The organism is Aeromonas popoffii (genome assembly GCF_000820025.1).
Classification (GTDB): Bacteria; Pseudomonadota; Gammaproteobacteria; order Enterobacterales; family Aeromonadaceae; genus Aeromonas; species Aeromonas popoffii.
In genome coordinates, this window is the sequence record NZ_CDBI01000011.1 from 41,583 (window position 1) to 54,385 (window position 12,803).

Sequence of the window (12,803 nt, forward strand, 5' to 3'; positions counted from 1 at the left end):
TTATAGCGAGTCACTATAAGTGGCTCGTTTTTCTATTCAGTAAGGCTAATATTTTGAGGATAATGAAGCTTACTACTGCTACAGGTTGAATTTAACTCTGTTCAGCGTTAGCATCTCCCTACAGTCGGCCAGTGTTTTTATTGGCTAGCACTCCCCAATTCAAGCCCAGAACGGTTCGCCGTTCGGGGCTTTTCTTTTGCCCGAAAGCCGAGAACCCTGCGCGCCTGCCCGGCGGTACCGTGACAGTGAGAGGTATTGTGGCCATCGGCAAGAAGGCGTTTTACAGGGGAGGGGAGCTGGCAGGAGAGGCGCCGGATTTACCGACCTATGAGATAGAGGTTTAATGCCGGTTTAACAGGCTTATCAAACTCAGCGATTGCGGTGTCACCAAGTTTGATAAACAGCTGGGCTGGTAGTTTCTCATTTTCCCCGTAAATCTTTTTCATTTTCGGCGGCGGGTTACATCTGCCTTGGCAGTTTTCACCTTAGTGTCGGTTAGCCGGTTTGTTCCGGTCTCGCGTGTCTTCTTGTCCATGTTGCCTCTTCGTACCACCGAATTTAGTACCACAGCCCCTGTGGTACTAATAATGGTACTAAATGAGCTGGCTTCTGGCGACTCCCTCGGACTTTTACGGACAACAAAAAACCCGCAAAGCCTTACGCTGTGCGGGTTTCTGTACTTCTTCGTTCCCGGCCGGAACATTGTTTGGTGGAGCTGGGGGGATTTGAACCCCCGTCCAAATCAACTTTACCAATTGAAATATAAGGTGTTTTTATCTTCATTTTGTAATTTGGATCGGGATTGGCGCTTTTGCCGTCTGGCCGTCGTACTCGGAAAGGTAGGATCCATAGTGCCGAAATAGCATTTCAGGCCCCTTGTGTCCCATCTGGCCGGCGAGCCAAAACAGGTTGCATCCACGGCTGATGTTGGCCGTCGCATAGGTGTGCCTGGTTTGGTAGAGGTGGCGATAGCGAACGCCTGAGCGACGGAGTGTGTAGAGCCATGCTTTTTTCCGGATCGGCTCGGCCCCGGGCCATGGCTTGCCCAGCTTTGGATCTTCAAAAACGAGTTCTGAACGCATGAAGGTGAAGCGCTTCTGGCTGTTCAGCGCGGCAATAGCCTCCTTAGTCAGCTCGATTATGCGGGTGCCAGCTCTTGTCTTGGTGCTTTTTGTAATGCCGACGACCGTAGCGCTGGAGATGGCGACCGTGTTGCCGATCCAGTCTATCGATGACCAGCTCAGGGCGCAGATCTCGGATGGCCGCATTCCAGTGGCAAAAGCAAAGGCGAACAGGCTTGCCCACTGTTCGTTGATTTTTCTGGCAGTCGTTAAGATCGCTTCCACCTCTGCCGGGGTGAACGGGTCAACGTCCCTAACTGCTCGTTCAGAAGCTGAATCCACGTCCAAATATCTGGAAACCGAGATCAGTGATACTGGGTTCGCCTGCAGCAGTCCGTCCGTCACAGCTTCATCTATGGAGCTGCGCAGAAATGACAGCCGGTTGCGTGCCGTCTTGGCGGAGGTATTGCTTCTGATCAGCCAGTTTTTCACCAAGGCGGGTGTGAGGTCGGAGACCGTCACCTGGTGTAGATCCGTCAGAGCGGTGCAGCACTTGCGGTACCCGACCATAGTTGACGGGCTAAGCCCTCGGACTTCACAGCGGTGGATGTACTCGTTCAGATAGTCGGCCACCTTGGCGGCGATGGATGCGCCGCCGAAGATGCGCAGTTTCTTGGACTTCGGAAAGTAGTCGGCGTAGGCGAACTGGCCGCGCTCAATCTTTCCCTGTATCTCGCCAAGTAGCCGCGAGGCATAGCGCACGTTGGCGGTGGAGTTTGGTAGATTGGAAATGGGCTCGCGACAGCGAACCCCCCTGAAGGTAAAGGTGATGTTGATGGTATCACTGCGCAGCGTCACGCCGCGCGGGAGCTGTTTTTCATTGCCCACTTCATTACCTCTGCAATGTTAACCCAACGCTCCTTGGCCCCGTCAACGTTGACTATTTGGATTCCCAGCTGCCAGATGCCTCGCTGGATGCGCTTGTTGATAGTGTCGCGGTCGGTGATTTCGATCGTACTGAGGTAGGTACTTAGCGGGATGGCGTCAGGCAATCTCATTATGAGGAGCTGGCCCTGGATCTGGCTTTTGGCGGGATCGGTAGTTGTTTCCATGGTGGTTGGTCCTCGTCAATCTGGTGATTTCATCCCGGCCCGCTCGGTTGTAGAGGTAACATTCGACTTGTTTCCTGCTACTCACCGCTTGGTCAAGGCGGTATTCCCCGAACGCCGGGCGTTTGAGTTTGTGTTGGTTGGCCAGTCGGCCGATGGCCTGGGCGCTGACCCCCAACTCTTTGCCCAGTTCGGTTGCGCTCCAGAGTTGGCCGGCAATCCGTGGCGCTTCGATAGGTAGATCGAAGTGGGCTAGGATACGACCGATCTCGGCGAGCTTGGCCGATCGGGAAAGGGTGGGGGAGCGAACGGTGCTGACCAGATCATTGAGCAGCTGGCTGTCTTGGTCGATGGTCAGTTGAAGCTGTTGCATTGTGGGGCCCTCCTGTCCCAGAGGATGGGGTGCCAGTGTGGTTGATGGAAGGGCCGCTTAATGTTTTTAGCTGCTCATGACGCATTCAATTAATTGATATAACTATATTTTTTCAACTCTCACAGCTGTTCCATAGCATAGAACTTCTGAAAGGCTGGATACTTCAGCAGTATCAAATCGCATTCCGATGACAGCGTTTGCATCAAGTTCGATGGCACAAAGCTCCATCTTCATTTGAGCTTTCTCTCTGGTTTGTTCACATACTTCAATTAATGCACCTATTTCACCACCAACAATGGATTTAAATCCTGCACTAAACCCCTGAGACAGTGTCGGTGCACGAACAACAATTCCTTTTACTAAACCTTTAAATTCAATGACTTTGTACCCTGGGATATCTTGAGTTGTTGATAGTAGTAATAGGCTAGACATCGGGGGGGCCTCAATATGGGGGATGCTGTAAAAATCGAATGAATACGAAAAAAAAATGCGATACCAATATTATTCTTTGTACTCATGGTAAGCATCTGTTTTCCATGATTTTGCCTGAAGTCCACCTTGCTGAGCTACACCTATTTATTGGATATTTGGCTAGTTACTTATTGGCATCGAGAAGTCGCCTTTTCGGGGGCAGTCAGCATTTCCAGCTGCGGTACCCGATAAAACCAGGATCCCGCACCTGTCGAAATGACAGGACCGGGAGATGGGCGATCAGGATCTTGAGCTGGGGGTTATCTGGCTGTCGATGGTGACCCGGGCGTCGGGGTTGATGCGCAGTTATCGCTCACGTACATCAGTAGCTTCTTCTCGGGTCAACCCTGGTTGGATAATGGGCTTTCTGTAGCGCATTGCTCACCTCCGAAGCCTTTGGTGGCTCTGTGTTTGCAACATGTGAATCTTGCGGGCCGCAGCTTCGGCGGTTTGTCGATCGCATATCGTGCCTCCTGGGAGGACGAACATGTCGGGCTGCTTGGGATGAGGCATGACGACGCCAAACCCAATAACTACTGCACCGCAGTAGGGGCTTTCAGTCTTTTGCATGAGAGTCCTATGAGTTATCCACCGTTTCTGTGTGGCTATCGGTGGATGGTTTGGGGGTATCAGGCTATAGCGCTGATGGGCTCTGCTCCGGCGAGCATCAGCGATTGCTTACTGACATCTGAAATCCGGCAGGTGCTGCGCCAGTTCGGGGCGAAAATAAGAAACATGGAGCCTTTCGGGTTACCCTTCATTTCCAGGCCGGTTCTCTTGTCGATGAAGTTGATCCGGCCATTGCGCCATTTACCCCTTTCATCGTGGTAGCCCTTGATGTGACGTACTTCACTGGCCATGTCCCCTGGATACCATTCAGTGCTGGTGTCTTGCGGTACCAGCATGACGGTGCCGATGCCCTTCCTTTGCTGCTCAATGGCCTTATCTACCCATGGGCCGATAGCGGAATAGGGCGGGTTAAGCCAAGCCCAGGGAGCGCGTAGAAGAGGGTTGATGAAGTCACCCCAATCCACGCGCAGAGCATCAATGCCCGGCGTCAGGTAGTGTGAACATAAGGCTGTCTCTGGCAGGGCCGCTGCATCGAGAGCAAAGTTGAACTCACGATCCAACGCTCGAAAAAGGAACATTGGGGTCTGGGTGAGATCTCGGGTGTCATCAGGAGTCGTTGAACCTCGGTAATCAGCCATCAAGCCAGCTCCTCAGTAATTGATAGTCAGGTGCGCGATCTTGTGGCTGGCGATGTGCTTAATGAGGGTTATGGCTTTATCTTCCTCAATGCCGAGCCCCATAAGGTCCATCATGATTGAGCTGTGGATCCGGCCGCGGTGATCTTGGTCGGCAAGGCGGCGGGCATCTTCTTCGTCTTTGAGGCGTTGTTCGTCGGCAATGTGCTGGCGTTCCTGCTCTGCCGCGTGGGTCGCCGCTTCTTCAGCTTGTTGTGCTGCGTTGTCTTCAGCCTGCTGGCGGGCCAGCTCGGCAGCTTCTGCATCACATCGGGCTTGAGCTTCGCGCCCTATTGCTACTTGGGTTTGGCGCAGAGCTTCCTGCTCACGGTGCTGAGCAGCTTCACGCTCGAGACGTTGACGGTCTTCTTCCTGGATGCGAGCGCCCTCAGCGGCTTGATCTGCTATCAGGCGTTCGCGGTCGATACGATCTTGCTCGGCCTGCTTTTTACGCAATTCTTCCAGCTCGACCTGCTCGGCTTCGTATTTCAGCCGGGTGGCCAGAGTATCACCAAGGCGCTTGGCAGCCAGTTCCTTGGCCACGGTAGCCTGTGGCAGCAGCTCCTGCCAGCTATCGTCCAGGGCTGCCTGCTCGACCTCCAGTAGCATTGTTTGCAAATCGGCGGCGGTGAACTCGTGGCCGCCTGAAGCGCCAAGATCTTTCAGCATTGTGAGTCGGTCTTGCAGGGCGGTAACCCGGGTTGCCTCTGCTTCTTCAAATTTGGTGAGTGGTGTGCGCACTTCGTCTTTAAGGGCGTCCATGAAATCACGGAAAATCTTGCGGTTGGCGTCGAGCTTGTTGGGCTTCGCCTTGAGATCGTCGGCCAGCTCCTTGCCAAAGCCCTCTCCGTACACTTTGAATTTGGCACAGGAATGGGCCAGGCTCGCGATCTGCTTACGCCCCTTGGCGGTGGATTCGTCTGGCACGATGTTAGTCACCTGCTGACGCACGGCGGCAAGCATTTCGTGCAGGCCTACGCCCTCAATAAACAAGGCATTAACGCTGGCAGGTTCGATGACAACCAGCTGGTTCTGGGCGGTGTCAGTCTTGGCTTGTTCGGTCATGTCGGGTCCTTACTCAATAAAAAAGCCCGCTGGTTGACCGGCTGGTGTTAGCGGGCTGGTTAAGTTAAAGGTGACCTGGTTACTTGGCTTTGTTGAGCTGGGCCTTGCGCTCACCGGCCACCTGCTTGATTCCGTCGGTGATTGCTTGGTCAGCGGTTTCGCTGGCCCATGCCCAGGCGCTGGTATAGGCCTGCTGCCACTCAGCCGTATCACTGGCCCCCTCGATGGCGGCACAGTGGTCGGCGTAGGCGTTGGCATGGTCAACCCCAGCGGACGCTTCATGTTCGGTGGCCTGCTCGTGGTCTAGGGTGACCGGAGCGGTGTGTTGGCCGCGCATGGCATCCAAGGCTCGACTCTTGGCGGGAACGCTCAGGGGCGGCTGGGTGCCAGGGATCTCGTTGATGATGATTTCCTTACCTTCCATTTCCTCTGCGGTGGGCTCACTGCCTATCTCTGGCCATGCCTTGCGCAGGGATTGCGCCTCAGTGCACTTGGCAAGTTGGGCATAAGGGCGCTTACGCCACATGGCGTTGGGGCATTCAGTCTTGTTGCTCTGGGTAGCGTAATTTTCCTTCCAGCGCTCCAGGGCATGGAAGGTTACCCGCTGCCCATTCACCATCTTGTAGACGGTGTACTTGCACCACTGAGGGTAGGTGACCTTGATCTTGGCGTTCTGGTTGTAGGGGTCTTGGAACTCCTCGGTCACATCCGGTCCGAACACGGGCTCGTCGGCGCCGGCATAGTTGCCGGAGCGGTCAGCCTGGATCCGGTACATGCCGATCCCGGGCATCGGTACATCCCGCCATACCTTTTCCTTAGTGCGGGCATCCGTGACCTGCATGGGGACCAGATGGACGGGTTTGAGCAGGATGTCTAGGCCTCGGGCCTTGCAGTAGTCGATGGCCATGACAATCGAGTCTGGGTTGGCGCCAGGGTAGATGGTGTTGCACAGGGCGTTCCAGGTTGGCTCGTCGATGCCGCGCTGTACGAGCATGGGGAACTGGGCGGCAAAGTTCTCGACCGCCTGCTGCTTGATGCTGGTGATGTTGCTCATGCTGCTCTCCTTGCCCATGCCGGGCGGGTAAGTGGTATCAGGTCGTGCCAGTCGTTGTTGACGCGGCACTCGTGGAATTTCTGCAGGTCACGGCGGTAGAGGTCTTTGCCTGACTCTTTCCACTCAGGCTCCAGCGGGCGAACCCGTACCGGGTAGCGGCCACACTCAATGGATGAGCTGACCGCCAGAAAGATGAAGTCAGGTAATTCGCCGTAGATCTGAAAGAAGCCATCCGAATACATTGCGTCCTGGACGTGATAGCGGAACTCCTCCACGTGGCGTTCGAAGCGGGCCATGTCGTCCACCTTTTTCACGTCGGCCAGGATAGGGAAGTCACTGAGCTTCTTGTCTGGGCGGCACCGGCAGAGCTCTTCTGTTTCTGAGTCGGTCCAGTAGAGCGACCCTTCGCAGATACCATCTTGTTCCAGCAGCCAGCGGGCGTCAGGGTGGGCAAACACGCTTTCACGCATCAACAGCAGCTTGCGGTCGTCTTCGAACGAGAGAATTGTCTTACCCAGCTCCGCGCAACTAGCCAGGAACTCCTTCTCTTCATCCTTGCCTGCATTGGTGCGGCGATTGAACTCCGGGGCGATGATGAAGCGATCCTTGAATTCCTCCGGTTCCAGCAGCAGGCAATGCAGGGCTTTACCCATATCCAGCGGCTTTAGCTTTTCATCATCGACCGGCGCACTCTTGCGCCAGAGATAGGTGGCGGGACTCTCGGCAATATCATCCAACTGAGACTTACTGACGCCTTGGCCTGCGTGGTACTGCTCGTTGCTCAGCCCCATCACCATGCCGTGTGGCAGCGCCAGGCTGGTATCGACAGGGACGTTCATGCTGCGCTCCTCTGCTGGTATTGCTCCCACTGCTCGTCGCCCATGGCATCTTCAAGTCCGGCAACATGGTTGCTCCATGCGTCGTCTGCCAGAACTGTCAGTCCTTCTTCCAGTAGCCGCTGGACCTGGAGGGTGAGCGGTACTTTGTCGCCAGACACCATCAGCAGGTAAATAGCCTGGTTGAGCTGTGTAGCTTGGTCGGTATTGACCTCGGCCAACAAGGTGGCCGCGTCTGTGTCGAGCTGGCCGGACAGAAGTGGGAGGCGGTTAGTCTCTACCCATTGGGCAATCCATTCAGCCCTGGCGATAACCTCAGCCTCTTTGCTGTCGAGCAGGGCAAGTAGGGTATGTTCGGTGGTCATGGCGAACTCTCCGGTTAGGCTATGGTCTGCTCGGCCATTTGGCCGGTAGTAAGCCAGATGAAGTGGGTTGAGAGCTCGGGGTGCTGTGCGATCAACAGCAGGGTACCGCCGCCAATCTCCCGGTAGTTCAGCTCGTAGTTCTTGAGCGTGCTGGGGGGGATCCCCAGCAAGTCGGCGAACTTCGGCCTGCTTAGGCCAAGACGCTCACGCAATTCACGCAGGCGCTTGCGGCACTCGTCATTGAGTCGGGGGATAGTCTCGTTGCACTGCTCGGTACGTTTTTTCATGGTCGGGTCCTTTGGTGGTTCTAGTGGCTACTTGTTGTTGCGACTTGCTGAGATGCGATCCGCCATCCAAGCCTCAACTTCGGATTCGATGAAGGCGACTGACCTAGCGGATAAGTGGATTGGTTGAGGAAAATCTTTCTTGTTGATAAGGTCGTAGATGCTGGACTTGCAAAGTCCTGTTTTCTTGATGACCTCACGCATTCGAATGAAGCGAAGAGGGGTTGGCTCATTCGAGGGGCATTTCTCAGTTTGGTCATTCATATTTAGGGCCTCTTGATATGCGGTTATCCGAAGGCGGCCGCTGTTTTAGCAGAACCGCCTTGGGATACCGGCTTGCAAGCCGGTGCCCTGTCACCTTCCTGCCCCACATTCCGGTTTGAACGGGTTAGCGGGGATCTGTCGGGCCAGCAGATTACGAGCGGTGACGGCCCAATCCAGGTTGTTAAAGAGCAGCTCAACCAAATTTGGCGTGAGCGAAGCCAAAGCATCCTTGTGGTGCTAAAAAAAGCTTTGGCTACGGCGCTATCAGGGAAGCGCCAGACCCGGGTCAGACTGCGTGGCGGTGGAAATCGGCGCGCCAGTGGAGGAGGGCGTTGTGTTTGGTTAAACCGGTAGTGCGGTGTTGGACTGCACGGGCGGCAACGATGCGGTGTTGCTCTGCGGCCAGCATAGCGACATAAAGACGTTGTTTGAGGGCTCGGCGGCGGGCTGTATTGCCGTTCAACCGGTCCGCGATGCCGGTAATGATCTGGCCGGCACAATGCGCGGCTCTGGAAAAAATGTTCTTGGTCATGGTACATTTGCTCCTGTTGACGGGTTGGTCCCTGTTAACACCGGCCCGCTTTGGCGTGGTTGGGTCCTGTTGCTGGGGTTGGTCCCCTGGCAATATGACTAGGGGTGGTACCCTGGTCCTTCGAAGCCCGCCTTGTGCGGGCTTTGTCGTTCTTACGCGCTGGTCAGGCGCCTTCTACTTTTCCCTGGTTAGGGGTGGGTCCTGTTGCTGGCGGCCATGATTTTTTTCAACCGGTTGAGTACTGAGGCAATGCTCATGCTGTTGAGTGCTCCCGCACTCGGCGAGAGCGCCTGGTTACGCTGCCGCTTGTAGGCAGCCTGCACGGGTTCGGTGTTCCTTACCGGCCTCGGTTTTGACGGTGTAGAACAGGCCGCCACCGCGGCGCTTGCCTAGGTCAGTGATGCCGGTGATCACTGCCGGAACGGTGACGCGGGTCTGGGGGTTGGTGTACTGCACAGGGTCATTCACTTTCATGTTTGGTCCTCTGGTTTGGTTCCAACAGGCTTTGAATTTTACTCTTGTCGTTCTCTCAAGAGGATGACGTGCAAACTGTAATCTTAAGAGAACGAATGGTCAATATCGATCTCTAAAATAAACGATGTTTTTTATGAACAACAAAAAACCCGCCGAAGCGGGTTGATGCGATCTGTATTGAGAAGGGCAGTTATGGGTTACTTGATTTCGCTACGTCTCAGTTCGGAAAGCTTGCCTAGTACAGTCGCCTCACTGGATGTGACTGTCCCAAGCCTCGGGTCATCAACCCCGTACACCCAACCATCAATACCGGCCATAGCTCTCAACAGCCGAGCCTGGCCACTCTTCGCCAGCTGGATCAGCATGACTGCACCATCTTCTGGAGTACGTTCAGCCAAGTTAATGATGCAAATGTCCCCGGCAACTATCCCAGACTTCGATAGATGATCGTTGTTGGATTCTATAGCAATGCTGTGGCTTTGATTCTCGGCCACCACATACCTACCACTATCCATGTTCGGCATCATATCGGTGGCCAAGTTCTCCACATCGGAGACAGTCCAGACAGGGACTTTGTCTGAGTTGAATTGAATATCGTTTAGTAGGTCACCACTACTACGGCCCGAGTAAAGCCAAATCGGGTCAACCTTTAACACCTTTGCGATTGAGATCAGGGATGAAACGCGCATTTCGCGGTTCGGGTTATTGATGGTGTTGCTGATCACGCTCTTGGATAAGCCCGTGCGTCGCGCAAGCTCAGACATGCTGATGCCTAGCTCTTGCAGCTTCTCTTCAAGGCGTTGTCCAAATGTTTTCATCAATAACCTCTCGTTCTCTTTAGAGACTAAATTGTAATTCTGTTGCTGATCTCTTTGGGAGACGCTGATGATTGACATCGTTCTCTGTGGAGGACATTATTTGCATGCATTTACGCCACAGGACCCGACCAATGAAGAAACGTGAAGTAATAGAGTACTTCGGCAACATGGCCCGTGCCATGAAAGCCATCCGCATCTCCCGCAGCCTCGCCGTGAAGTGGGGCGACGTGATCCCTGCCCAGCATGCAGTCAGCTTTGTTATCGCCAGTAATGGTGAGCTACGCCTAGGGCTGGAGGATTACCCCCTGGACAAAGAGCAGGAACAACCCACTCAACAGGCTGCCTGACCACCGGCCTTCAATACCGCACCAAGAGGACCAACTCAATGGGACGCCCAGCATTATCTGATCACGAAAAAATGGATTCTATTTCACCGCTCCGCGTGCGGGGTAACCCTGCTCAGCGTCGAGTTTGGCAAGAGGTCGGGGCCGAACTGCAGATGACTGAAACCGCATTCGCGCGCACCTCGCTGCTGATCCTGCTCAAGGCTATATCACAGCACGATCCACAGATCCTGGCGAGAGCCGTCAAACGGGCCAATCGGAGCCTGCTAGAACAGGGATACCCGCCCGTGACAGTCGAGGAAATACTGGATGGATCCGGTTTACCCGAGCGTGGCCTCCTGCAGTTCTCCTCAGATGAAGAGGCGACATACAACGAGGAGCGCCCTCTACGCCCCCTGCAAAAACTCATCAAATTCATTCTCGGGAGGTAACACCGTGACTACGAAACCCAGGCCGCCACGCCCGGCATCACGACACGTTAGTGATCGCGACAACATCATCTTGAAGGCCGTGATCCATGAATTGGCACTTGAGTTGGATACTGCACTTATCCCGACTGCACATGCAGCCGGTACCGATCGGCAGGCACTGCGATTGGCTCGAGAGCTGCAGGCCCGAACAGTTGAGCGAGCAGAGGCCCAACCCAGCGCATAACCACAATCAGCCCGCCTGACCAGCGGGCGTCTTGAACCAGGACCTGACCAATGACCAATCCAACCATCGCCCGTGGGGGCACCTTCTTGCTGCATGATCTTGGCCACTGCCCGCAGTGTGGTAGTGAGCTGCAATCTGTTACCGACGACAGCATATTTGAGTGCCTCGCTTGTGAGTACACCGAGCAGGAGATGGCAGCATGAGCATGCTACTGATGGTCAAGGCCATGAGCATCAAAGTGGGGAACCCATTGAGAAAGCTCGTTCTGATCAAGCTGGCGGATAACGCCAGCGATACCGGTGAGTGCTGGCCGTCATACCAACACATTGCAGATCAGTGCGAGATCTCCCGGCGCTCAGTGATCAATCATATCGACGCAATGTGTGAAGTGGGGCTTCTGACCAAGGAGTCCCGAGTCGGTCCCAAAGGAAAGCGATCCAATGTCTATGTGCTCACGTTAGATGGTGCAGGAGCTGCACATCCAGAGGTGCAGGAGATTCACCAGGGTAGTGCAGGAGCTGCACTAGGGGGTGGTGCAGGAGCTGCACATAGAATCAGTAACTCTTTAGAACCAGTCATTGATCCAAAGATCCCCTCTGTATCCCCCCAAGGGGAAACGCGACCTGCAAGCGAGAGTTCTCGACGAGGTACCCGCTTGCCTAGCGACTGGGGACTACCGGCCGAGTGGGGGAGGTGGGCTATCCAGGAGACAGGACTCCCCAGAGAGCGGATCTTGATGGAGGCGGCTACGTTCGCCGATTACTGGCAGGCGCTGCCCGGCGCCAAGGCGGTCAAGCTGGACTGGGAGAAGACCTGGCGCAACTGGATACGCCGGGCAGCCAGCTCGTTCCGAACAGCGGCACAGCGCAAGCCATTGGCCAACATCCAGGCGGCCCAGCAGGCTGCACAAGCGTTGAGAGAGTCGGGGAGGGGGGACTATGACGACAGCACTCCGCTCTAACCAGACAACCGCCCTGAGCATGCCAGGGGACGCACTGCAGGTCAGTGCTCGCATGTCGGTATTCCTGGCCGAGGAGCTTCTGCCGCTGATGGCAGGGCTATGGCCAGCCAGTGCCAACCAGCTGGACGGCAATGCCCGCGGCGTAGCGCTGGCCTGGGGGAGTTTACTCAGGGGATTCAATGCGCAGCAGATCCGGGAGGCGGTGCTGCAGCTTGGGGAGGATGCCGATCGGCAGTTTGCGCCACGGCCGGCAGAGGTGCGGGGCGTTATTCTGCGGAATAATCCTGTTCCCCGTAGCGCGCCAGTTGGCCGCCAGGTGTCCCTGCGAGTATGTGAGATGGAGGCGGAGGTGAGAGTTTACCTACGGAATCGCAGCGTACCGGTAGAGGAAGTCACTGCTGAGCTGCGGAAGGTGTTGGCTGAGAAAGCCCGACAGGGAGTGGGTTTGACCGGGAATCAATATGAGGAAGATGGAAGAGACACTAAACACCTCGGAGTTTGACCAGAATACGGGGCAACGGGGGGCAGGAACAAGATGCTGTTCAAAAAGGAATTAACACCGGCCTGAGGCCGGTGTCAGGTGATAACTAGATCTGTGAGCCTGTAAATAATTCTGTGTAACTGCCCACTCCATTACAGGTGACCGTTCAGGCGATCACCGAATTCGATAATAAAACGATTTAGGGCAAGCTTCCAATTCTGGATCGGCATGGTCCATTTCTTGGAGGCCTGCTGTATCGCGAGAAACGCCACTTTTAGCGCCGAGTCGTCGGTCGGGAACAGCTTCCTTTGCTTGGTCGCTTTACGCAGCACGCTGTTCAGTGACTCGATCGCATTGGTGGTGTAAATCACCTTCCGGATGGCGGGGGGATAATCGAACAGCGTGATCAGATT

General features: G+C 55.2%; 19 protein-coding genes and 1 pseudogene. 6 read left to right on the top strand and 14 right to left on the bottom strand.

Annotation, left to right across the window (positions count from 1 at the left end; translation table 11 throughout):
• Positions 1-779: 779 nt before the first annotated feature.
• The 13 genes from BN1129_RS02050 to BN1129_RS02110 all read right to left on the bottom strand — a co-directional run bounded on the left by BN1129_RS02050 (position 780) and on the right by BN1129_RS02110 (position 10,028).
• The gene (locus tag BN1129_RS02050) at positions 780-1,949 is read right to left on the bottom strand and encodes a site-specific integrase (RefSeq protein ID WP_042034153.1); all 1,170 of its coding nucleotides are present in this window, start codon (positions 1,947-1,949) and stop codon (positions 780-782) included.
• Positions 1,950-2,105: 156 nt separating this feature from the next.
• Positions 2,106-2,543: a hypothetical protein gene (locus tag BN1129_RS02060; RefSeq protein ID WP_042034156.1), complete on the bottom strand. Its 438-nt coding sequence runs from the start codon at positions 2,541-2,543 to the stop codon at positions 2,106-2,108.
• A 102-nt stretch (positions 2,544-2,645) separates the two neighbouring features.
• On the bottom strand, positions 2,646-2,975 hold the full coding sequence (locus tag BN1129_RS22050; protein ID WP_084204536.1) for a YbjQ family protein: 330 nt from the start codon (positions 2,973-2,975) through the stop codon (positions 2,646-2,648).
• A 668-nt stretch (positions 2,976-3,643) separates the two neighbouring features.
• The gene (locus tag BN1129_RS02065; RefSeq protein ID WP_042034157.1) at positions 3,644-4,222 is read right to left on the bottom strand and encodes a phage N-6-adenine-methyltransferase; all 579 of its coding nucleotides are present in this window, start codon (positions 4,220-4,222) and stop codon (positions 3,644-3,646) included.
• A gap of 12 nt (positions 4,223-4,234) precedes the next feature.
• A complete protein-coding gene (locus tag BN1129_RS02070) occupies positions 4,235-5,323 on the bottom strand; it encodes a hypothetical protein (protein WP_042034158.1) in 1,089 nt (362 codons plus the stop codon).
• 79 nt (positions 5,324-5,402) lie between these two features.
• Positions 5,403-6,377: a phage recombination protein Bet gene (gene bet / locus BN1129_RS23950; protein WP_052449304.1), complete on the bottom strand. Its 975-nt coding sequence runs from the start codon at positions 6,375-6,377 to the stop codon at positions 5,403-5,405.
• Positions 6,374-7,216, bottom strand: a complete 843-nt coding sequence (locus tag BN1129_RS02080; RefSeq protein WP_042034159.1) for a PD-(D/E)XK nuclease-like domain-containing protein — start codon at positions 7,214-7,216, stop codon at positions 6,374-6,376. Before BN1129_RS02080 ends, bet begins: the two co-directional genes overlap by 4 nt.
• Positions 7,213-7,578, bottom strand: a complete 366-nt coding sequence (locus BN1129_RS02085) for a hypothetical protein (RefSeq protein ID WP_042034160.1) — start codon at positions 7,576-7,578, stop codon at positions 7,213-7,215. The genes BN1129_RS02080 and BN1129_RS02085 overlap by 4 nt, the downstream gene beginning before the upstream one ends.
• A 14-nt stretch (positions 7,579-7,592) precedes the next feature.
• Positions 7,593-7,865 carry a helix-turn-helix domain-containing protein gene (locus tag BN1129_RS02090; RefSeq protein ID WP_042034162.1) on the bottom strand — a complete coding sequence of 91 codons (273 nt, stop codon included), beginning with the start codon at positions 7,863-7,865 and terminating at the stop codon, positions 7,593-7,595.
• A 27-nt stretch (positions 7,866-7,892) separates the two neighbouring features.
• Entirely contained in the window at positions 7,893-8,126 is a 234-nt protein-coding gene (locus BN1129_RS02095) for an AlpA family phage regulatory protein (protein WP_042034163.1), read from the bottom strand.
• 286 nt (positions 8,127-8,412) lie between these two features.
• Positions 8,413-8,658 (bottom strand): hypothetical protein, encoded by a 246-nt coding sequence (locus BN1129_RS02100; protein ID WP_042034165.1) that lies wholly within the window; start codon positions 8,656-8,658, stop codon positions 8,413-8,415.
• 294 nt (positions 8,659-8,952) lie between these two features.
• Entirely contained in the window at positions 8,953-9,132 is a 180-nt protein-coding gene (locus tag BN1129_RS02105; protein ID WP_042034166.1) for a hypothetical protein, read from the bottom strand.
• A gap of 197 nt (positions 9,133-9,329) precedes the next feature.
• Complete coding sequence (locus BN1129_RS02110) at positions 9,330-10,028, bottom strand: helix-turn-helix domain-containing protein (RefSeq protein ID WP_052449305.1); 699 nt, start codon at positions 10,026-10,028, stop codon at positions 9,330-9,332.
• A 53-nt stretch (positions 10,029-10,081) separates the two neighbouring features.
• Between BN1129_RS02110 and BN1129_RS02115 the strand changes: the two genes are divergently transcribed.
• From BN1129_RS02115 to BN1129_RS02130, 6 genes and pseudogenes are all read left to right on the top strand, one after another.
• A complete protein-coding gene (locus BN1129_RS02115) occupies positions 10,082-10,297 on the top strand; it encodes a Cro/CI family transcriptional regulator (protein WP_042034168.1) in 216 nt (71 codons plus the stop codon).
• A gap of 38 nt (positions 10,298-10,335) precedes the next feature.
• Positions 10,336-10,725 (top strand): hypothetical protein, encoded by a 390-nt coding sequence (locus BN1129_RS02120; RefSeq protein ID WP_042034169.1) that lies wholly within the window; start codon positions 10,336-10,338, stop codon positions 10,723-10,725.
• 273 nt (positions 10,726-10,998) lie between these two features.
• A complete protein-coding gene (locus tag BN1129_RS23720) occupies positions 10,999-11,151 on the top strand; it encodes a hypothetical protein (RefSeq protein ID WP_167335261.1) in 153 nt (50 codons plus the stop codon).
• A gap of 23 nt (positions 11,152-11,174) precedes the next feature.
• Positions 11,175-11,336 (top strand): annotated as a pseudogene (locus BN1129_RS24115) (helix-turn-helix domain-containing protein); the annotation flags it as partial.
• A gap of 348 nt (positions 11,337-11,684) precedes the next feature.
• Positions 11,685-11,909 carry a hypothetical protein gene (locus BN1129_RS24120; RefSeq protein WP_244463003.1) on the top strand — a complete coding sequence of 75 codons (225 nt, stop codon included), beginning with the start codon at positions 11,685-11,687 and terminating at the stop codon, positions 11,907-11,909.
• A 52-nt stretch (positions 11,910-11,961) separates the two neighbouring features.
• Positions 11,962-12,411 (top strand): hypothetical protein, encoded by a 450-nt coding sequence (locus BN1129_RS02130; RefSeq protein WP_244463001.1) that lies wholly within the window; start codon positions 11,962-11,964, stop codon positions 12,409-12,411.
• Positions 12,412-12,542: 131 nt separating this feature from the next.
• Here the strand turns inward: BN1129_RS02130 and BN1129_RS02135 are convergent.
• Positions 12,543-12,803 (bottom strand): transposase (locus BN1129_RS02135; protein WP_042034171.1); only part of this gene is annotated, 261 nt, incomplete at its 5' end.